Origin of the sequence: Leptospira bandrabouensis (genome assembly GCF_004770905.1) — a bacterium.
Classification (GTDB): domain Bacteria; phylum Spirochaetota; class Leptospiria; order Leptospirales; family Leptospiraceae; genus Leptospira_A; species Leptospira_A bandrabouensis.
Genome location: NZ_RQHT01000006.1, coordinates 63,683 through 82,868 on the forward strand (window position 1 = coordinate 63,683; position 19,186 = coordinate 82,868).

Sequence of the window (19,186 nt, forward strand, 5' to 3'; positions counted from 1 at the left end):
CTTACCTTTTGGTATCTACCTTATGACTTTTAGGCTCTGGTAGGGGAGTTCTTGTTACAAGAGACAGTAAGTCTTTTACCTCTTCTGGCGAGATGATTTGGTTTAGTTTTTCTTCCAAAGAAGCAGGTGTCGGTTTCAAAACCAAATCTTCTGGTTGAATCTTAGATTCCTTTTCCTTTTCTAACTTAGTGATTCTTGGGTTAGGAGACTTTTCAGGAAAGGATTCATTTCCTTCCTCTGATTGTTTCCCCGTTTGGGTGGGAATCGTAGGGGGAATGTGTGAGTTTCCTTGAATGTTGATTGTGTTCATTTTTCCCAAACCTCCGTGTTCAGGATCCGCTTAGGGAAAAAAACTTTCCTTTTCCCTCCCTCAGATTTTCGGACATTTAGAGGTAGGCTTTAGTAAAAACCTCCTTTTTTTTCAGTTTTTTCCGTTTGATTGTCCGCTTTATGGGCGGGAAGCTGGCAGGGATGGAAAATATTTTTAAAAAGTGGATGGAAAACCCCATCTCCAAAATCGTCCTTGTGACCAACTTCGTTTTCGCCCTTCTCTTTATCGTCAGTGTTCCTTCCTTTGTTCGGGAATACATTACCCAAGATGCGGTCAGTATCGGCGGAAAAAAATATGACCTGAGCGACGTGAAAGAAACTTCGCCGATTGCTTATTCAAAATTCCAATCGGAATACAAAAGCCTAATCAAAAACACTCTTGGTGAATTTGCACAAGACAAATTATTTGAACTGGTTGCAAAAGATAAAAACATCAAACCTTCTGAAGTATTAAACCAAGGGTTTACACCGAGCGAACCATCAGAAGAAGAAATTTTAAATGTTTATATGTCCAATAAAGCTCAGTTAGGTGGAAAGTCTTTGAGCGAAACAAAAGACAAAATTGTTGGTTTCTTAAAAAGCCAACAAGAACAAGAACATAGTCGCAATGTTTACCGAGAAATCGTTTCTAAATACCCTGTTGAATTTTTAATTAAAGAACCGGCAGCAGTGAGAGTGACTGTGGAAGAAAAAAATAACCCTTCCATTGGTCCAAAAGATGCAAAAATTACCGTTATCGAATTTTCTGACTTTGAATGTCCATTCTGTAAAAGAAGCCAAGACGTGAACCAAAAACTTCGTGAAAAATACAAAGGCCAAATTCGTTGGGTTTTCCGCGATTTCCCTCTTCCATTCCACCAAGATGCAATGTATGCACATATGGCTGCTAACTGTTCTGTCTCAGAAGGAAAGTATTGGGATGTGTTTAATTTGTTTTTTGAAAACAGCGGAAACTTAGGGAAAGCAAATGTAGATGCTTTGATTGCGAAAGCTGGTGTATCAAAAGACAAATACCAATCTTGTATGAAAGATGCATCTAGTTTAAAAGCTGAAATTGATGCAGACATCCAAGACGGTCAAAAAGTTGGTGTGAGTGGAACTCCTGCCTTTTTTATCAATGGAATCTTTGTTTCGGGAGCACTTCCATTCGAAAACTTCGATGAGATCATCCAAAAAGAATTACAACAATAATCATAAATTATAAAATTAAAGGAAAATTATATGAGCAAAAAAGTAAAAGTTGCTGTTACAGGTGCTGCCGGACAAATCGGATACGCACTTCTCTTTCGTATCGCTTCAGGACAAATGTTTGGACCTGACACTGCAGTAGAACTCCAATTATTGGAATTAGAACAAGCCCTTCCTGCTGCAAAAGGTGTCATTATGGAATTGGACGACTGTGCTTTCCCTTTACTCGAAAAAGTATCAGTTTCTTCTAACATTGATGAGGCGTTTCGTGACATCAACTGGGCACTTCTTGTTGGATCTGTTCCAAGAAAAGCGGGAATGGAAAGGGGAGACCTTCTTAAAATCAACGGTGGAATTTTTACAACACAAGGAAAAGCAATTGAAAAGAATGCTGCAAGTGACGTAAGAGTTCTTGTGGTTGGTAACCCATGTAATACAAACGCACTGATTGCTATGAACAATGCAAAAGGTGTTCCGTCTGACAGATGGTTTGCGATGACAGGACTTGATGAAAATCGTGCAAAAACACAATTAGCGCAAAAAGCGGGAGTTCTTGTCAAAGACGTATCTAATGTAGCCATTTGGGGAAACCACTCGGCAACTCAATACCCTGACTTTTACAATGCAAAAATCAAAGGAAAACCTGCCACTGATTTGATTTCAGACACAGAATGGTTGAAAGGTGATTTTATCTCTACCGTTCAAAAACGGGGAGCAGCCATCATTGCAGCGCGCGGAGCTTCTTCTGCGGCTTCTGCAGCAAACGCAGTGGTCGACACTGTGCATAACATTGTCACTCCTACAAAACCTGGTGACTGGTTCAGTGCGGCATGTCACTCCAATGGTGAGTATGGTGTGGACAAAGGTCTTATCTTTGGATACCCACTCAAGTCTGATGGCAAAAAAGTAGAGATCGTCACTGGTCTTGAAATCAATGCTTTTGGTAAGGAAAAATTTGAGATCACTCACAACGAGTTGAAAGAAGAAAGAAACGAAGTCAAAGACATGTTAGGTTAAAACCTTTTTAGTCTTTAGAGAATTCATTCTTTAAAGACTGGTATGTTAGTTTATAGGAAAGCTCGCTCCCAAAAGGGTAGCGGGCTTTTTTTATGATTTACCTGCCAAGGAGGGCGTTTTGCAATTCGTTTAAAAATTCGGTTGGCCTTTCCAAAAAAGGTAAATGGCTACTTTTTTCCATCACAGTCATTTTGATTTTTGGAAATTCTTTTAAGATAGGATCCCAGGTGTAATAAGGGGCCACCTGATAGTCTTCTTTTCCCATACAAATCCAAATGGGTATGGAAAGTTTTCGAAAGGAATCGGATACTTCAATGTCTCTAAATACTTCACCAAACAAATAATCAAACGCCAGTTTGTTTGTATGGATTCCTTCCCAAAATTTTCTAGAAGGAAAAGGAATTTGGTAAAAACCTTTAGCCTCCAAACTCACGCAGTAATGGATAAAAAAATCGGAAGGAGATTCTTCTATATTTTTTTGGAATTGGATTTGGTTTTGCAAATGTGCCTCTTTGCGTAGGTCAGAGGCATCTTTTTGGAAATAAACTTCTGCTTCTAACATGGGGCTTCCGTGGCTTGGACCTGTGGATACCATTACAAGGTTTGTGACTTGCTCTGGGTATTTTGCTGCATAAGTAAGTGCCATATACCCATGTCCCGAATGGCCGATAACAGGACAGGCCGGGATTTTTAACTCTGTTTGTATAAAATTAAAATCCTCTAGAAGTTTCTCTAAAGTATAATCCTCAATGGTTTCATTTAAAGAATTGGTTCTTTTGGCAAAGCCCCTATGGTCTACCACGGTGATTTGGTATGTTTCGGCCATCTCCCTTGGGATGACTCTCGGATAATACAAAGCACTCCCAATCCAAAATAGCTCTGGGCCGTTTGTATTATTTTTTGCTACTTGGAGGGTAAATCCCTCTCTTTCAATCGTTTGGTATTTCCATTCCATAACATTTCCTTCAGGGTTTCAGATATTTTATATTTTTTTGTGTATCTAATATAGTTGCAATATACAACTATATGGTTGCAGATTGCAACTAAAAAGGACTTGTCGATTTTAGAAAAACAAGTTGGACTGGGATTATGGAAGGGAAAGGAATCGCAAGTTATCTCGGGATTTATATGAGTGAAACTTTGCTTCTAATGAGGCGGTTTTTGTCTGATGAATTTACAAAAAACAAAATTGGAATGCGATTTGAAGAATGGATGTTACTTTTTCCTTTGGTGGATTCAGAAACGTTAAATCAAAAGGAATTGAGTGAACGTCTGGTCAAAGACAAAACCACCGTTTCGAGACTCGTGGATGGTTGGGTTAAAAAATCCTGGGTGAAACGAGTAGTTTCGGATACAGACAAACGCCATTACCATTTACGTTTTACCAAAAAAGGGAAAGAAATTTGGGAGAAGGGGATTCCAATTGTAAGGTCAGCTGACCAGGTATTTCGAAAGGATCTCTCTGAGAAAGAGGAAAGGGAATTGTATTTGCTACTTTTTAAAATCCAAACCTCGGTTCAATTGCCAAACAGGGAAAATACTTAGCTATAGTTTTTTTGCAAAAAGAAATCGTTCTTTCTTAGAACTATCTAACACAATTTTTGTATCCACAAAACCCATCGTTTTTGCCATTTCTTCTAAGTCCTTACTATAGAGAGGATGGGTTTCTAACATCAATTTTCCACCTGGTTTCAGGCGTTTGGATATGGCATCTAACAATCGTTTGTGGAATTCTTTGAAATCTGAAACAAATAATGCCAGGTGGGGTTCATAGTCGAGGACGTCTGGCATTATCTCTGGTTTTTCTGATTCCGGGATATAAGGGGGATTGGAAACAACCAAATCAAATTCTAAACCATCGGGAAGTGCTAAATCCAAATCAGAAACATAAAAACTGGTTTTGTCGGTTAGGTTATATTTTTCCGCATTACGCCGGCTCACATCGATTGCTTTTTCGGAAAGGTCGGAAAGTGTCACAACACTCGTTGGTAGAAGCTGTGTGAGACTTAGTCCAATACATCCACTCCCCGAACATAGGTCCCAAATTTGTAAAGGACTCGGTTCAGTGAAGGATAGTTCTTCTTTTCTTTTCCAAAGGTAGTCTACGAGTTCTTCAGTTTCCGGTCTTGGGATGAGGACATTTTCTGTTACCAAGTATTCAAATTTATGAAATCCTTTTTTGCCAGTGATGTAGGCGACAGGTTTTCGTTTGCTTCGTTCTACAATTCGTTCCCGGTAAGTATCAATTTCCTTTTGTCCTAGAGGCATTTCAAATTGGGAATAGAGTTTAATGCGGGGGAGATTTAAAAGATCGGAAAGGATCCATTCTGCATCTACACGAGGGTTTGGAATTTCCTTTTTCTCCAGAAATTCAGTGGACCGTTTTAGATAATATAGAAGGGTTCCTGGTTGTTCCGCCATAATTTTTGCCCCCAACAGGATTCGAACCTGTGTCCCCAGTTTAGGAAACTAGTGCTCTATCCACCTGAGCTATGGGAGCGTTTACGTAGGTTTACGTTTCTGATTCACTATCCTTTGGAAATCGGAGATATTGTGAATAACAATTTTATCTGGATAGAGATCTAGTTTGCCTGTTTTTACATACTGCATGAGGACCTTTTGGACTTCCCCAACCGGTTGGGCACACCAATTGGCAATGTCATCCACAGTGGCAGAAAGGATAATTTCGTTATAGACATCGTTATTATACTGCTTTTCGTATAACATCACAAAGACGTCGCATACTTTTCCCACGATATCATCCATAAGAAGGATCATGAGGCGGCGTTTTTGGTCATAAATCCGAAAGGAAAAAATATGAAGCAGTTTCATCGCAAGGGCCGGGTTTTTCGTCATTAACATTTCGAAATTCGCACGGTTGAAGTTCAGAGCTTTCACTTCAGTTACAGCAATGGCAGTGGCAGAACGAGGTTGTTCCTCTAAAATAGCCATCTCTCCCAAAATATCCCCAGCTTCCAATACATCCAAGGTTTTGATACTGGTTCCAATGGTTTTTGTGATTTTGACTTTTCCTTCTTTGATCAAATAAAAATCATTTCCAGGTTCGTATTCACAAAACAATACTTCGTTCGGTTGGAATACTTTTCCAAATTTGCCAAACATGGCTTCTAACATTTGGTCGTTCACTATTTGCCTCCTTTGAGTTTGGATTTAGCATCTTCCGAGATACTATCATCCAAAGGTGGCATCTGTGTTACCTTTTGGAATAACTGTTTGGCTTTTTCTTTTTCGCCGGATGCTTCTGTAGCAAGTGCTAGGTGGTAAAGGTTTTCTTTGAGTAAAAGACCTTTGGGGTATTTTTTAATAAAATTAGAAAAATGAGTTATCGCACCGGGATAGTCCTTGGCTTTGAAACTAGACTTACCCATATAAAATAATGAGTTTTCTACAAACTGTTCTTCTTCCTGGGTAACCGAATCTGTCCTTTCCGAGACCATTTTAAAAAGGTCGATGGATTCTGCATATTTCCCTGCATTCATTAGAGTCGAAGCTTTGTCATATTGGGAAAGAATGGAATTGGGATCCACGCTGGAACTTGCGTTTTGTGCGGGAACTGCCATCGTTTTTAACATTTCCTGAAGTTTGCCTGCTTGGGCACCAGGTTCTGGTTTGTAAACTAACTCTTGTATGGTGAGAGGAAAAGGGGTTTTTTTACGAGCTAAATCGACGAGTTGGCGGGCTCGGTCAACGTACATTCCGTCCGGATAATGTTGTAAGTATTTTTCGAATGCGTAAGCGGCATGTTCAAAGTTTCCATTTTTGTAAAAAACTTCGGCAACGTTCATGAGTTCAAAGGCTGGGTTCTTAGCTTCCCCTTGTCCGAGGATTTCCCTAACCTGGCGATGAACCTGGCGGAGTTGGCTTGAGAAAACTTTCAGCATTTTGATGATGAGATGGGTTTTGTCTGAGACAAATTTCTCGAATTCGGGGACTTTGAAGACAAGAACTGTAGCGGCTCCTATGACTTGTGCCGTTTCTTCCCTTGGGTAACGACCGATGGCACTCTTCACTCCGAAAAACTCACCGAGTTTTACATCTTCTTTGAGTTCCACGCCGTTGATATTCGTGTAAGTTAGTACAACACGACCTTTTTGTAGTACAAAGATATCCTCCGCCTTATCTTTCTCGAAGTAGACGATGGAACCTCCTTTGTAATTACGTACTATAGGACCTGACAACTCATGCCTCGCTTGCGCTTCATTTTCAAAAATTAGGTAAAAAAGCCAAACTCTTTTTATAACCGACACTGTCAGAAACTTGTTTCAGGAGTTTTTTTGGTGAACCAGCTACGAGTTTCGTTTTTCCATCAATGGAAAATTCTTCTGTTTCTAAACCGAAATGAACAAAGAGTGACTTGTATTCTTCTGACCCATAAATCGGGTATCCATCGATGACAACAAGATCAATATGTTTCCATGTAAGTTCGGAAACATTTATCTCTGCATTATGTTTATCATCGTTGATTACAAGTAAATCGGCAGAAAGACCAGGCATCATGGCATCTGGATTACCCAATCGAAATGCCTTTCTTGGGTTTTCTGTAATCATTTTTAATAGAGTTGATTCCGGTAATTCTTCCCCATACAAACCAAAATAAATCGATTTTGCTGTTTTTAATTCTTCTAATAAATGGAGTGATCCACTTGCGGAATAATCTGTCCCCAAACATACATTAACTCCCATATCTAAAAAAAGTTTGATATTGGTTGTTTTTCCAAAAATATGTAAATTAGAAGTTGGGCACCAAACTACGGATGCACCTTTTTCTAGAATTTTTTCAACTTCTTTTAGGCCAAAAGGCAAACAGTGAACGAGTACAGAATGTCCGCCAAGGGCATCCATTTTTTCTAAAAGGCGAAGGGATTGTTTGGAATCATCATCGACTCCTTCTGCCAAATGTGTGACAAAGGGAAGACCTGCATGTTCTGCCATACGATATTCAAGTGCAGGTCCTTCGCCCCAACCTAAACTATAGTTTCCGATCGAATGAGCTAAAGTGTAATCGGAGATGAGTTTGACAGGAAGGATTCCTCGAAATGGATTTTGAACATGATGAGGAATATGGTCAAATACGGTTGTGACACCAGAGAATAAATTTTTATAAGCACCTAGATAATATAAAATTTCTGGATCTACTTGTTGGCGTTCTGCAAACACTCCTGAACTTTTATAAAGATTATCATAAGACAACCAAGACTGGTGTTTTTCTGTTCCTCCTACTTTCGGTAGGTAACTTGCGAGTAAATGGTCATGGGAATTGATAAAACCTGGATAAACTTTTTTTCCCTTCAAGGAAATTGTCACTGTATCGTTGTTTGGTGAAAGATTTGTGTCGATGGCAGAAATTTTTTCACCATCCACAATAAGATCACTGGTTTCTAATTTTCCATTTCGATACAGAGAAGCCGATTGGAAGAGGACCGAGTTTCCCATTAAATGCCAACCTCCAAAATTCGTTCCGGATTTAGGTTTTGTTTTTGCCTGTTCATTTGGAAATAGAGGCCTTTGTCTTTTGATAGAATTCCGAGACGATCTTTTGAATTTACTTGTTGTCCTTCGGTCACTTGGATTCGTTCCAAGTTCCCATAAACAGAATAAAGGCCGTTTTGGTGTTCTAGGATGACAAAGTTTTCATACCCATCCATATAATCTACATGGACCACTTTTCCAGGTAGGCTTGCCCGTACAAGAGAAGAGTTTCCTCGCTGGAATTGGATTCCTTTGTGAGGATCATACGTAAGTTCGGAGTATTTTTTTAAGACTTTTTCTTTTTGGGTCAAGGGAAAGGCAGGTTTTTCCTTCAGAATTGATTCTTGGGAAACCGCAAGTTTTTCATTTCCTTTGGGAATTCGTAAAACTTCCCTTTCATACAAGTTTTCACTGGTGGTGCGACCATTTAACTTTGCTAAGGTTTCTGGTGAAATTTTGAATTTTCTGGCAATCCCAAACCAAGAATCCCCTTTGGTCACACGGTAGGAAGAGGGGATTTCCGCTTTTGGATTTTGTTTCGGGGAAAGAGAGGATCCAAACAAAATCCCTAATAAAATTAGAATGTATCGAAATTTTCGCACTCGTGATCCCTTCTAGAAGTATCGACAGCTAAAAGAGAGAGGGCAATAAAAAAGGCGGGAGAACCCGCCTTTTCCAAAATCGAACCTTGAGACGAAGGATTATTCTTCGTCTTTGTTGTTGACCTTGTATTTTTTCATAAGCTCGTCTGCTACGTTTCTTGGAACAGGAGCATACTTGGAAAATTCCATTGCAAACTCAGCTTTTCCTTGAGTAGAAGAACGAAGCACTGTGGAGTATCCAAACATATCAGCTAGAGGAACTTCTGCTTCAATTTTAGCATATCCGTTCTCTTCAGTTGTGTTTAAGATCATACCACGTCTTTGGTTCACAGAAGCAAGGATCGCACCTTGGAATTCTGTAGGTCCTTCTACTTCCACACGCATAATTGGCTCAAGGATGATAGGAGCTGCTTTCGAGAATCCTTGGCGGAACCCGTAACGAGCACCAATTTGGAAGGCCATATCAGATGAATCCACATCATGGTAAGCACCGTCATTGATCACACAACGAACTCCGATGATCGGGAATCCAATCAGGGATCCTCTTTCTAAACAAGAACGGAAACCTTTATCACAAGAGCCGATGTATTCACGAGGGATGGAACCACCCACGATTTTATCTACGAATTCGTAATCTTTTCCTTCTTCTTGTGGAATTGGTTCGATGTATCCTGCCACACGAGAGAACTGACCTTGACCACCCGTTTGTTTTTTATGAGTGTAATCAAATTCAGCAGACTTCGTGATTGTTTCACGGTAAGCCACCTGAGGAGCACCAGTCACTAGATCTACACCATACTCACGTTTCATACGTTCGATGTAAACTTCGAGGTGGAGTTCCCCCATCCCTTTGATGATGGTTTGTCCAGACTCTTTATCGATTTCTGTTTGGAAGGTAGGATCTTCCTTTGTGAAACGATTGAGAGCCTTCGCAAGGTTTGGAAGTTGTTTTGATTCTTTACATTCGATAGTAAGTGAGATTACAGGGTTTGGAACAAACATGGACTCCATAGTCACTTTTGCTTTTCCATCTGTGAAAGTATCCCCAGAGGCACAATCGATACCAAATAGAGCTACGATATCTCCTGCTTCTGCTTTTGAAATATCTTCCATATCGTTAGAGTGCATACGAACAAGACGACCAATGTTATGACGTTTGTTGTTAGACGAATTATAGATCGTCATACCTTTTTCGAGTCTACCTTGGTAAACACGAACGTAAGTTAACTGACCGTAACGACCGTCTTCTAGTTTGAATGCAAGACAAACTAATGGTTTTTCTGGATCGGATTCTAAATTGAATTCGTTTTCTTCGTTTCCGATTTCTTTTGCTTTGTTCTCAACATCATAAGGAGAAGCAAGGTAATCCGCCACACCATCAAGAAGTCTTTGAACTCCTTTGTTTTTGAAAGCAGAACCCATAAATACAGGAACAAATTTAAGTGCAAGGACACCACGGCGAATGGCTTCTTTGATACGTGCTTCTGTTGGCGCACCTTCTAACATCTCTTCAGTGAGTTCATCACTAAAAAGAGAAACTGCATCTAGAAGTGCTTCGCGTTTTTCGTTTGCTTGGGCTTTTAATTCGTCTGGGATATCAGTGATTTTGATATCTTGTCCGTTAGGACCTTCAAAGTAATAAGCTTTCATTTCCACAAGGTCAACAATCCCTTTTAGGTCGTTTTCCAAACCAATAGGAAGTTGCACTGCATGCGCATTCAGGTGGAGTTTTTCACGAAGTTGTTCAATTACACGCCAAGGGTTAGCACCTGTACGGTCTAGTTTGTTGATAAAAGCCACACGTGGAACATTATAACGTTTCATCTGACGGTCAACAGTGATGGACTGAGACTGAACACCAGCCACTCCACAAAGAACCATAATGGCAGAGTCAAGTACACGAAGGGAACGTTCTACTTCGATAGTAAAGTCAACGTGACCTGGAGTATCGATAATGTTAATGGTAATGTCTTTCCAAGTGGCATAGGTCGCCGCTGACTGGATTGTGATCCCTCTTTCTCTTTCGAGATCCATACTATCCATCGTAGCACCCACACCGTCTTTTCCACGTACTTCGTGGATGGCGTGAATTTTGTTCGTATAAAATAAGATACGTTCTGTTAGGGTTGTTTTCCCTGAGTCAATGTGTGCGGAAATCCCGATATTACGGATTCTTTCCAATTTTGGATCACGTTTGGTTGCTTGCGTCGCAGAGGTCATATTTTCCTCAAAAATAAGGTTAAAGTTGAATTGATTCTACCAAAATCTGAAATGGACTGCGTTTGTAAAGTACTTGGGATTTTTGGTCAAAAGGAAAATCCTGGAGAAAGTAGAGATTAGGGGAATATGCCACTAGCGCGCTTGAAGCGATTTTTTCGAACACTGTCCTTTGCCCGACTTGTATGTTTGGGTTTCTTTACAGCCATCCTATTTGGGTCGTTTGCCCTTTATATCTCCGAAGAGGGGGAACTTTCCTATGTGGATAGTTTTTACCTCTCCGCCTCTTCCATTTGTGTGACAGGACTTTCTCCCGTACGACTCTCTGGCCTAAATCCAGGGACACACTGGATCATGTTATTTCTCATTCAGCTAGGTGGGCTTGGTATCATTAGTTTTACTGTGATAGTCGGATTTCTCATCACCCAAGGAATTTCTCGGAACGCCCGTTTTAATGCCTTTGTCGGTGCAGCCATTGATACCCAACCCGAAACCGAATCCCTTGCTACCAATGAAGTCAATCGGATGTTACTCTCCATTATTAATATTTCCTTTTCCTTGGAAATCCTCGGAGCCATTGGATTGTATTTGCATATGCCAGATGGGGTGGAATGTGGAAATTCTCGTTGGTTCTTTTCCTTGTTTACCGCGGTTTCTTCCTTCAATAACGCCGGTTTTTCGTTAACCGATGATCTAAGTGCTTTAAAGTTTGATCCTTTTTCTTTGTACATAGTTTCAGGACTTGTGATTTTTGGTGGGATTGGATTTCCGGTGATCATCCTTTTGGAAAAGTTTCTTTTAACAGTCTTTGTGCGAATTGTTTACCGCATAGAAGTGATGGCAGAAACTCTGATGATGGAAAAAGCCTTAAAAACAGGGAATGTTCCTAGGTTTTTGTTACTTCCTGCTCAGTTCTCTGCCTTTTTGGAAAACCGGATTGAAGATTATAATAAACACCTAAGAGGAGAAACCACAAGAATCCAATCTAAACTATTGGTTTATGGTTCGTTCGCCTTGTTATTGTTTGGTTTTGTGGGGATTTACTTTTTAGAACGTTCCAATCCTCATACTTTTCATGAGTTGGCATTGGTTGATAAAATCTCAAATGCATTTTTTATGTCGGTATGTTCTAGAACAGCTGGGTTTTCTACGATGGATCTTGGGCATTTGAACGATGCCTCAGTGATTATCATTACGGTTCTTATGTTTATAGGTGGTGGCCCCCAAGGAACCGCCGGTGGTATTAAAATTACCACCTTTGTTTTGTTACTTGCTTATTTAAAAAATGTAATCCAACCATCTAAACCTGTCATGTTATTTGGTGAAACTGTCTCCAAAAATTCTGTGGCAGTTGCCATTCGAGTTTACTTCCTTGCCACAATCGCATTGGCTGTTGTTTTTATTTTTCTTGGGATCTTAGATCAAAACCAACATTCTTTGCATGTTATCTTTTTTGAACTCATTTCTTCCTTTTCTACCGTTGGGTTCACTTTGAACTTAACTTCTCAATTAGGAGACATTGAAAAGTTATTTTATGCAGCAGTTATGTATGTGGGACGAGTTGGAATCTTTACCGTTCTCATTGCTGCGACGGGCCATTCCGGAGTTCCTAAAATGGGAACTGTTGACGATGGTGTGAAAATCCAAGTAGGTTAGAATGGGGATAAAAATCGGTTTTAGTATTTTGAGGATAGGGAAGACTTGGTATTTGTGAAATTTAGCATACAAAATTTATTGTTTTCTTTTTGGAAAGCTCCTGTTTTAACCTCCGAAGAGCAGTTGTTGGAAAAACAAAAAGAGGTTCTTAAAAAAAGTTTGGCTTCCATCGAGTCAAGATTAGAGACCCTCGAAATACTGATTTCCAATGACAAATTAGAAGATACAAAACTTTTGTTTCGTTACTTAGCTTACGATTTGGTCAATTGCCAATTACAAAGAACAAACCAAAAAGAGATTTCTTTTGAGGGAAATCTCCAAGGTTTTGTGGTTCCTGAAACCAACCAAAAACGAAAGCCATTTCGTTTTTTAGAATCCTTGGGAAAGGTTTCCGAATGGAACGAAAAAGATATGGAGAGCGGTTTGTCCGCTGCCATTGATACTTTCGAGTTTTTATCTTCGGAATTAAAAAAAGAATTTAAATCGCGTTATTTTACCCCATTAGACCAATTCCTTTTGATAAGAAATGTTCGAATCGGATTGGTAAGTGCGATCGTTGCCAGTATCATTTTTGGATTTTCTTATTACCAATACAAATACCCTGTTTTTAAAGACCAATCAATCAAACTCTATACATTTACTAGCAGAGAAAATCCAAACACTAATGAATCTCTAATGGTCGCAAAACCAGTTTTGAAAAAAGACATAGGTAATTGGGTTACGTATGAATGGGAACTTCCGAAATCTATGGCCGAGTTTGGTGGGCTTCGAATTGATCCACTCGAACAACGGGGAATCCGTTTTTCTTTGGATCAAATTACAGTTTTAGATTCCAAGGGAAAAGAAATTTATAATAAAAAAATCATCGTAAGTTCCAGTTTATTACCTGAAGATTACCAAGATTTCTTGAAAATTACTGATATCAAAACTGCCGGTAAACAAATTCCAGGCGAACTTGTTGAAATGATTACAACAGGTTCTGACCCACAAATTCATTTTGTATTTCCAACGGTTAAAGATGCAAAAACTATCAAATTAAAAATGAAGTTCATTGAAGCTCATAAAGTGAAGAAAAAATGATCAAACTATATTTTAAGTTAATGCGAATCCCTCAGTGGGTGAAAAACGTCATCTTATTTGCGGGATTGATTTTTTCTAAAAAAGTTTTTGAACTTCCTTCGTTAACAAAAGTTTGTTTGGCATTCCTTTGTTTTTCTCTCGTAGCAAGTTGCCAATATGTGTTTAACGATTTTTTAGACCAAAAAGAAGATGCAAAACATCCTGAAAAAAAAAATAGGCCACTTGCTAGCGGAGAATTAGATTCTGGAATTGCTTTGGCAATTACAGGTGTGATCCTTCCTATCGCACTCATTGGTGCTTATAAACTTTCTCCCGTTTTCTTTTATCTTACCATCTTCTATTTACTTTTTAATATGTTGTACAGTAAAGTTCTGAAACATATTGTAATTTTGGATGTAATGAGTATCTCCATTGGATTTGTGTTACGTGCCATTGCTGGTGCGGTTGTCATTGGAGTGGAATTTTCTCATTGGTTGTTACTCTGTACTTTTATGTTGGCACTCTTTTGGGGTTTTTCCAAACGAAGAGGCGAGATCAATATTCTAAAAACGGATGCAGGCAAACATAGAAAGATTTTAGAAGAATATTCTATTGAGTTTTTGGATTTGATGATGGCCGTTGTTGCTACACTCACTCTTGTGAGTTATGTAATGTATACAGTGAGCCCCGAAACTGCAAAAAGTTTAGGAACTCCTTATATGGTTTATACAGTTCCTATTGTGGTATATGCCATCTTCCGGTCTTTATATATCATTTATATCAAGAACATGGGTCATAACCCAACAAAAGCCATTCTTACGGATGTGAGTGTTCTTACTTCTGGGTTTATTTGGTTACTTCTCATCTTATTTTTAATGTTTGGGAACTTATCCGGTCACACACCAGTCTTACATTAGAGACTATGAAAATTTGGAAGAAGTTACCTTATGGGTGGAAGGTCGTTTTCGCCTTTGTTTTCTTTTTTTCGACCACCTTATGTTTTGCTTATTTTAAGGGAAGGGATACAAGTCCCAGCGTTCCCATCGAAGTATTAGCAACCACTCCCACGGAGGCAAACTCCTGGAAAGGACATCCCAAGGTTGTGTATTTTTGGGCTACTTGGTGTACGGTCTGTAAGGCCTATGCTCCTATTTTGGAAGCAAACTTAAAACTATTACCAAAATCTACAGTGTTCCTATCGGTTTTAGAAGCGGAAGATTCGGAGGAAACGAAAGCGATTATGGCCCAACTTTCCCCAGAAGCAAAACGCCCTATCTATGCGGCAGACTACCGGATTTTGAAGGAATGGAGAATCTCCGCTTACCCCACAACGGTTTTTCTGAATGAAGAAGGCAGGGTTGTGTTTTCTGATACAGGAATTTTAAGCCCCTTTGGATTTTGGTTACGATCTTTTCTTTTGCGCTTTTTCTAAGTTGTCGATGATATAACATGGATTCTTCCTTCAAACCCAAACCGCTTTTGAATAAGTCGGAACTCCGACAAATCAAACGCAGTAAAACTCGGGTCGAAGGAAAGAAGGTCATCACCGATGATGTAAAAAAACTAAAGTCCCTTAAAGTTACACCAGAACTTAGCTTCCAAGAATCCATTGATTATTATAAAGAACCAATTTGGATTGAATATTACATTCCCAAGGAATCAAGGTTTGCTTTCGAAACCAAATACCTTTTTATTTTACTAGTAGATCCAAAAATTACAGAGGAACCATGTGATGCCGAAAGGAAACGTGCGGCGTCCCTCGGTGAAATTGTGGATGTATTTGCTTATATGGAATCACATCCGGAAGCCATAAGGCTTATTGAAGATTCTTATCATTCTACCATTTCTATGCATGAAACAGTACATCATATTTTCAAAGCCTATAAGGAAACGGGAGCAACTGAGGATCTTAAAACTGCCTGTTATTTGACGGAGGCACTTTTGAAATATGAACCAACCATTGCCGGCCTAACTTATTTCAGAGATTATGTAGTTTATAACTTAAATTTTTTCATTCGCACATTGAATCGTTTGAAGATAGATTTTGCTTTGGAAGATGCAACGGTTTCACTTCTTATCAAACGAAGAAATGAACTTTGGGAATTGGAAAATCGCGAAGAAGATGAGGATTTTGATTTACTTGCGGCACTTTTTTTTGAACAAGCTTTTCCAAATCGAGGTGCAGGCGAACTTTCTAGTGATGATATGTTGCTCTTTGAGTGACCAAACTTCGATTATAAAAACCAACCAAAAAGTCCTAACAAATTTTCTGTTTGTGGATGGTTAAGTTTTTTCTTAATCATTGTTGTTTCAGTTAACTGCATGGAGATGGGAATTTGTTTTTCTTGAAAAGTAAAACTGAGTTTAGTAACCGAATGGCTAGTTTCCTTCCAATCGTTTGAATTTTCTCCATCTTCTTTTAGCGGAAAGGAATGAATGAGTACATTCCAAAAATCTAATTTTGAAACTAATACTTCTGAAATAGTTCCAATCCCCGTTTTTAAATCTCTATAAAGATTTTCTTTCATAAAATCTTTGATCCCGATGGATAAAAACTGTTTTAACTTTTTTAGTTTAGAGAGTTCTGCCACCAGATTCCTTGGATCATTCATAACATCCCAATCTAAAATGAGAAAATGGCAAGGCCCAGTTTGGATTCTTTTTGTTAGAAATTCCAGGCTCCCTTCTGCAAATACAGTTTGGCCCATTGATTTTAGAAATACTGACAGATGTTTATCGAATATAGGATCTTTTGTGTAGATAACCCAAGTCAATTTTGACAAAGGTAAGGTTTTATGTGGTAAAGTGTGGATTTCTGTATATGGTTTCTCCCATAAAAGAGAAATACCAACATTTTTATAATTTTGTTTTTCTTCGTTCGTAAAGCTACCACATAAGATTGGTTCGATGCTCCAATCCAATAATTCTTTTGCTAAGTTTTGACTGGGTTTGGTAAATAGAGGAATAGAATCTGGATAATCTTTCCAATTTTTCTCTGTACATTCTTTTATGACGAGTCCTTGTACTTGTAACCAAGAAGTAATCAGGTTTTTTTCGAGGTCGGGAAGTTGTGTCAAAACAGCACCGAATAGAGTGTCCATTACGATTGTATTTTAGTTGACCCCCTAGGCTTGAAAGTCATTTTAAAAAGCATCTCCGATGAAGCTCCTTAAGCGATACGCAAACCGCAGACTTTATGATCCAGAAACTAGTTCCACCATCACTTTGGAAGATGTGGCTAAGATGATCATAGGTGGAGAAGAAATCAAAGTCCAAGACAATATGACTGGAGAAGACATCACCCCCAAAATTTTGGGACAAACCTTTCTTAAGGTAAGTTTAGGGCAAAGAAACGAAGACTTTTCGAACTTTATGTTAACCTCACTCATTCGCGAAACGGGAAGGGATGTGTCCGGGCTTTTTGAGCGATTGATTCTTGGTGGCATTGGTGCCAATTACCTTACCTCAGAACGTTTAGAAAAAATCGTAAATTCGATGGTGGAACTGGGCGAACTGACAGAGGCAGATTTTAGTCATTACCGTGAAGATCTCCTTCGCAAAATGGCCTCTCGGGCCAGTGAAAAAAAAGAACAAATCCAAAGAGATTTGGAAAAATTCAGCCAATCCATTTTGGAAGAAGACAAAGCCACACTTGGAGATCTTTCCGAAAAACTAAAAGAAGTCGCAGAAAAATTAAAAGAAAATTAACGGAATCTTCTTAGTTTTCCCGTCCTCTGTATGCAGAGGTAGTTTAGAATGATTCGAACTAGTCGTTGGATTTTGTGTGCACTGATTGTGCCTGTGACTCTTTTTGCAGAAAGTGATGAACGTTTTTTTGAAATCCAAAGAGCTCGTTTGTCCTCCTCCGATGTATTCGAAATTCGTGATGCGATTGACAAGCTTACTTTTGTTAAATCAAACAGGGGAATCCGTGATCTGATCTCTGCTTTGGAAGGTTCTTCGAATTTTCCAACAAGTCCTACGAATGCACCCACCGTTAAATTTTATGCGGCCCAAGCACTTGGAAAAAAAGGCGATAAAATTGCCATACCCTATTTAATCAAAACCTACCAAAAAGAGTCGGCCAACATTCCTGAATATAACCCCAAAAAAGGCCGCACATGGAAAGATGGTGTGGCCGATAGCACCTCAATTTCCAGTCCCTATTTTTATGAGGATGGGGAGATTCCCATCACTCTTACTTGCGGGGAAATTCTACGAACTTTAGGATCTTTGCCTTTCACTTCTGAATCAGAAGCAACCATAAAATCTGCGTTAACGAGTCCCAATTTTTACCTTCGCAGTTCGGCTGCCGATGCAATTTATCTTTCTGGAAAAAAGGATTTTTTGTCTAGTTTACTAGACAGTTTGGGTAAAGAGACAGTTCCTTATGCCAAAATTTCTCTGCTTTCTGCTGTCGTTGGATTGGAACGATTGCCGAACCAAAACTACAAAGCAGTGTTAGAATCCCTCACAGACAAAGATCCAGAGGTAAGGGTTAAAGCATCAGAAGCACTGCGCCGATTGGATTTTCGAACTTCGGCACCTTACTTAGAAAAGGTGATGCAATCAGAAAACAATGTAAAAGTTCTAAATCAAATGAAATCAGATTACCAGTTTCTTGTTTCTTTTCATACCCCATAAGTTTTCGAATTTTCATTGTGGACAAATCCGCTTTTTCTCTTAAAATGTGACAGAGCGGAGAAATTATGAAATTAAACAGCATTCTAGAAGCCATCGGAAATACACCTCACGTTAGATTGTCGCGACTTTTTGGAACAGACCATGAAGTTTATATGAAACTCGAAAGACAAAATCCAGGTGGATCGATCAAAGATCGGATTGCTCTTGCGATGATCGAAGAAGCAGAGAAATCAGGAAAATTAAAAAAGGATTCTTTTATTGTAGAACCTACTTCTGGTAACACTGGGATTGGTCTTGCAATGGTAGCAGCTGTTAAAGGATATGCAATCACACTCGTCATGCCAGAACATATGTCAGTGGAAAGAAGAAGAATTATGGCGGCCTATGGTGCTAAGTTTGAGCTCACACCGCGAGAAAAAGGAATGCCAGGTGCAATTGCAAAAGCACAAGAAATTGTGGCAGCCAACCCAAATGCTTGGATGCCTCAGCAGTTTGAAAACGAAGCCAACATCCAAGTGCATAGAGAAAAAACTGCCGAAGAAATCGCAAAGGATTTCCCAGACGGATTGGATTATATCATTACAGGAGTTGGTACTGGTGGTCATATCACTGGTTGTGCAGAAAACTTAAAGAAAAGATTTCCTAAACTCAAAGTATTTGCTGTAGAGCCAGAAGGTTCTCCTGTTCTGAGTGGCGGAAAACCTGGGCCACACCCTTTGCAAGGAATCGGTGCCGGATTCATTCCTAAAAACTGTAAAACAGAATTACTGGATGGAATCATCACCGTAGGAAAGGATGAAGCTTTTACTATGGCGGTTCTTGCTGCTAAAAAAGAAGGAATTTTTATTGGAACCTCTTCTGGTGCAAGTCTTGCTGCTGTTTCTAAAAAACTAAAAGAAATTCCAGCAGGTTCGAAGGTTCTTACATTCTGTTATGATACAGGAGAAAGATACCTATCGGTTGAAGGTTTGTTCGTTTAATAG

At 39.2% G+C, this 19,186-nt stretch carries 20 protein-coding genes and 1 tRNA gene; 11 read left to right on the forward strand and 10 right to left on the reverse strand.

Annotated features, from left to right (window positions below):
- Position 1: 1 nt before the first annotated feature.
- On the reverse strand, positions 2–310 hold the full coding sequence (locus tag EHR07_RS01725) for a hypothetical protein (RefSeq protein ID WP_135743484.1): 309 nt from the start codon (positions 308–310) through the stop codon (positions 2–4).
- Between the two features lie 161 nt (positions 311–471).
- Here EHR07_RS01725 and EHR07_RS01730 point away from each other — a divergent pair, with 161 nt between their 5' ends.
- Positions 472–1,521: a DsbA family protein gene (locus tag EHR07_RS01730; protein ID WP_135743485.1), complete on the forward strand. Its 1,050-nt coding sequence runs from the start codon at positions 472–474 to the stop codon at positions 1,519–1,521.
- A 30-nt stretch (positions 1,522–1,551) separates the two neighbouring features.
- A complete protein-coding gene (locus EHR07_RS01735; RefSeq protein ID WP_135743486.1) occupies positions 1,552–2,535 on the forward strand; it encodes a malate dehydrogenase in 984 nt (327 codons plus the stop codon).
- Between the two features lie 97 nt (positions 2,536–2,632).
- Here the strand turns inward: EHR07_RS01735 and EHR07_RS01740 are convergent, their stop codons facing one another.
- Positions 2,633–3,490: an alpha/beta fold hydrolase gene (locus EHR07_RS01740; RefSeq protein ID WP_135743487.1), complete on the reverse strand. Its 858-nt coding sequence runs from the start codon at positions 3,488–3,490 to the stop codon at positions 2,633–2,635.
- 173 nt (positions 3,491–3,663) lie between these two features.
- On the opposite strand from EHR07_RS01740, the gene EHR07_RS01745 reads away from it, so the two are divergent.
- On the forward strand, positions 3,664–4,080 hold the full coding sequence (locus tag EHR07_RS01745) for a MarR family winged helix-turn-helix transcriptional regulator (RefSeq protein WP_244288898.1): 417 nt from the start codon (positions 3,664–3,666) through the stop codon (positions 4,078–4,080).
- On the opposite strand, the gene prmC is transcribed toward EHR07_RS01745, so the two are convergent.
- From prmC to fusA, 7 genes are all read right to left on the reverse strand, one after another.
- A complete protein-coding gene (gene prmC / locus EHR07_RS01750; RefSeq protein WP_135743489.1) occupies positions 4,081–4,956 on the reverse strand; it encodes a peptide chain release factor N(5)-glutamine methyltransferase in 876 nt (291 codons plus the stop codon).
- Between the two features lie 6 nt (positions 4,957–4,962).
- Positions 4,963–5,035, reverse strand: a tRNA-Arg gene (locus tag EHR07_RS01755).
- A 2-nt stretch (positions 5,036–5,037) separates the two neighbouring features.
- The gene (locus tag EHR07_RS01760; RefSeq protein WP_039928954.1) at positions 5,038–5,670 is read right to left on the reverse strand and encodes a Crp/Fnr family transcriptional regulator; all 633 of its coding nucleotides are present in this window, start codon (positions 5,668–5,670) and stop codon (positions 5,038–5,040) included.
- Between the two features lie 11 nt (positions 5,671–5,681).
- Positions 5,682–6,734, reverse strand: coding sequence for a tetratricopeptide repeat protein (locus EHR07_RS01765; RefSeq protein ID WP_135743540.1), 1,053 nt, complete (start codon positions 6,732–6,734; stop codon positions 5,682–5,684).
- 25 nt (positions 6,735–6,759) lie between these two features.
- Positions 6,760–7,989, reverse strand: coding sequence for an amidohydrolase family protein (locus EHR07_RS01770; protein ID WP_135743490.1), 1,230 nt, complete (start codon positions 7,987–7,989; stop codon positions 6,760–6,762).
- Positions 7,989–8,627, reverse strand: coding sequence for an LIC_10271 family cell wall hydrolase (locus EHR07_RS01775; RefSeq protein ID WP_135743491.1), 639 nt, complete (start codon positions 8,625–8,627; stop codon positions 7,989–7,991). The genes EHR07_RS01770 and EHR07_RS01775 overlap by 1 nt, the downstream gene beginning before the upstream one ends.
- 99 nt (positions 8,628–8,726) lie before the next feature.
- Entirely contained in the window at positions 8,727–10,847 is a 2,121-nt protein-coding gene (gene fusA, locus EHR07_RS01780) for an elongation factor G (protein WP_135743492.1), read from the reverse strand.
- 126 nt (positions 10,848–10,973) lie between these two features.
- Between fusA and EHR07_RS01785 the strand changes: the two genes are divergently transcribed.
- From EHR07_RS01785 to EHR07_RS01805, 5 genes are read left to right on the forward strand one after another with little or no spacing between them, the layout of a single operon-like run.
- Positions 10,974–12,500, forward strand: coding sequence for a TrkH family potassium uptake protein (locus tag EHR07_RS01785; RefSeq protein WP_135743493.1), 1,527 nt, complete (start codon positions 10,974–10,976; stop codon positions 12,498–12,500).
- Positions 12,501–12,554: 54 nt separating this feature from the next.
- Positions 12,555–13,580: a DUF5320 domain-containing protein gene (locus EHR07_RS01790; RefSeq protein ID WP_322113235.1), complete on the forward strand. Its 1,026-nt coding sequence runs from the start codon at positions 12,555–12,557 to the stop codon at positions 13,578–13,580.
- Positions 13,577–14,476 carry a decaprenyl-phosphate phosphoribosyltransferase gene (locus tag EHR07_RS01795; RefSeq protein WP_135743495.1) on the forward strand — a complete coding sequence of 300 codons (900 nt, stop codon included), beginning with the start codon at positions 13,577–13,579 and terminating at the stop codon, positions 14,474–14,476. The genes EHR07_RS01790 and EHR07_RS01795 overlap by 4 nt, the downstream gene beginning before the upstream one ends.
- A 5-nt stretch (positions 14,477–14,481) precedes the next feature.
- Positions 14,482–14,991, forward strand: a complete 510-nt coding sequence (locus tag EHR07_RS01800) for a TlpA family protein disulfide reductase (protein ID WP_135743496.1) — start codon at positions 14,482–14,484, stop codon at positions 14,989–14,991.
- 17 nt (positions 14,992–15,008) lie between these two features.
- Positions 15,009–15,782: a hypothetical protein gene (locus EHR07_RS01805; RefSeq protein WP_135743497.1), complete on the forward strand. Its 774-nt coding sequence runs from the start codon at positions 15,009–15,011 to the stop codon at positions 15,780–15,782.
- Positions 15,783–15,793: 11 nt separating this feature from the next.
- Here EHR07_RS01805 and EHR07_RS01810 read toward each other — a convergent pair whose 3' ends face one another.
- Positions 15,794–16,660, reverse strand: coding sequence for a hypothetical protein (locus EHR07_RS01810; protein WP_135743498.1), 867 nt, complete (start codon positions 16,658–16,660; stop codon positions 15,794–15,796).
- Positions 16,661–16,718: 58 nt separating this feature from the next.
- Between EHR07_RS01810 and EHR07_RS01815 the strand changes: the two genes are divergently transcribed.
- The 3 genes from EHR07_RS01815 to cysK all read left to right on the forward strand — a co-directional run bounded on the left by EHR07_RS01815 (position 16,719) and on the right by cysK (position 19,183).
- On the forward strand, positions 16,719–17,267 hold the full coding sequence (locus EHR07_RS01815) for a polyhydroxyalkanoate synthesis regulator DNA-binding domain-containing protein (RefSeq protein ID WP_135743499.1): 549 nt from the start codon (positions 16,719–16,721) through the stop codon (positions 17,265–17,267).
- 48 nt (positions 17,268–17,315) lie between these two features.
- Complete coding sequence (locus tag EHR07_RS01820; RefSeq protein ID WP_135743500.1) at positions 17,316–18,203, forward strand: HEAT repeat domain-containing protein; 888 nt, start codon at positions 17,316–17,318, stop codon at positions 18,201–18,203.
- A 65-nt stretch (positions 18,204–18,268) separates the two neighbouring features.
- Complete coding sequence (gene cysK / locus EHR07_RS01825; RefSeq protein WP_004788535.1) at positions 18,269–19,183, forward strand: cysteine synthase A; 915 nt, start codon at positions 18,269–18,271, stop codon at positions 19,181–19,183.
- The last annotated feature ends 3 nt before the right edge of the window (positions 19,184–19,186 follow it).

Coding starts and splice junctions, on each gene's coding strand:
- EHR07_RS01805 (WP_135743497.1), top strand. CDS start 15,009: ATGGATTCTTCCTTCAAACCCAAACCGCTTTTGAATAAGTCGGAACTC.
- EHR07_RS01760 (WP_039928954.1), bottom strand. CDS start 5,670: ATGTTAGAAGCCATGTTTGGCAAATTTGGAAAAGTATTCCAACCGAAC.
- EHR07_RS01740 (WP_135743487.1), bottom strand. CDS start 3,490: ATGGAATGGAAATACCAAACGATTGAAAGAGAGGGATTTACCCTCCAA.
- EHR07_RS01725 (WP_135743484.1), bottom strand. CDS start 310: ATGAACACAATCAACATTCAAGGAAACTCACACATTCCCCCTACGATT.
- EHR07_RS01770 (WP_135743490.1), bottom strand. CDS start 7,989: ATGGGAAACTCGGTCCTCTTCCAATCGGCTTCTCTGTATCGAAATGGA.
- EHR07_RS01795 (WP_135743495.1), top strand. CDS start 13,577: ATGATCAAACTATATTTTAAGTTAATGCGAATCCCTCAGTGGGTGAAA.
- EHR07_RS01800 (WP_135743496.1), top strand. CDS start 14,482: ATGAAAATTTGGAAGAAGTTACCTTATGGGTGGAAGGTCGTTTTCGCC.
- EHR07_RS01820 (WP_135743500.1), top strand. CDS start 17,316: ATGATTCGAACTAGTCGTTGGATTTTGTGTGCACTGATTGTGCCTGTG.
- EHR07_RS01815 (WP_135743499.1), top strand. CDS start 16,719: ATGAAGCTCCTTAAGCGATACGCAAACCGCAGACTTTATGATCCAGAA.
- fusA (WP_135743492.1), bottom strand. CDS start 10,847: ATGACCTCTGCGACGCAAGCAACCAAACGTGATCCAAAATTGGAAAGA.
- EHR07_RS01730 (WP_135743485.1), top strand. CDS start 472: ATGGAAAATATTTTTAAAAAGTGGATGGAAAACCCCATCTCCAAAATC.
- EHR07_RS01785 (WP_135743493.1), top strand. CDS start 10,974: ATGCCACTAGCGCGCTTGAAGCGATTTTTTCGAACACTGTCCTTTGCC.
- EHR07_RS01745 (WP_244288898.1), top strand. CDS start 3,664: ATGAGTGAAACTTTGCTTCTAATGAGGCGGTTTTTGTCTGATGAATTT.
- EHR07_RS01735 (WP_135743486.1), top strand. CDS start 1,552: ATGAGCAAAAAAGTAAAAGTTGCTGTTACAGGTGCTGCCGGACAAATC.
- cysK (WP_004788535.1), top strand. CDS start 18,269: ATGAAATTAAACAGCATTCTAGAAGCCATCGGAAATACACCTCACGTT.
- EHR07_RS01810 (WP_135743498.1), bottom strand. CDS start 16,660: ATGGACACTCTATTCGGTGCTGTTTTGACACAACTTCCCGACCTCGAA.
- prmC (WP_135743489.1), bottom strand. CDS start 4,956: ATGGCGGAACAACCAGGAACCCTTCTATATTATCTAAAACGGTCCACT.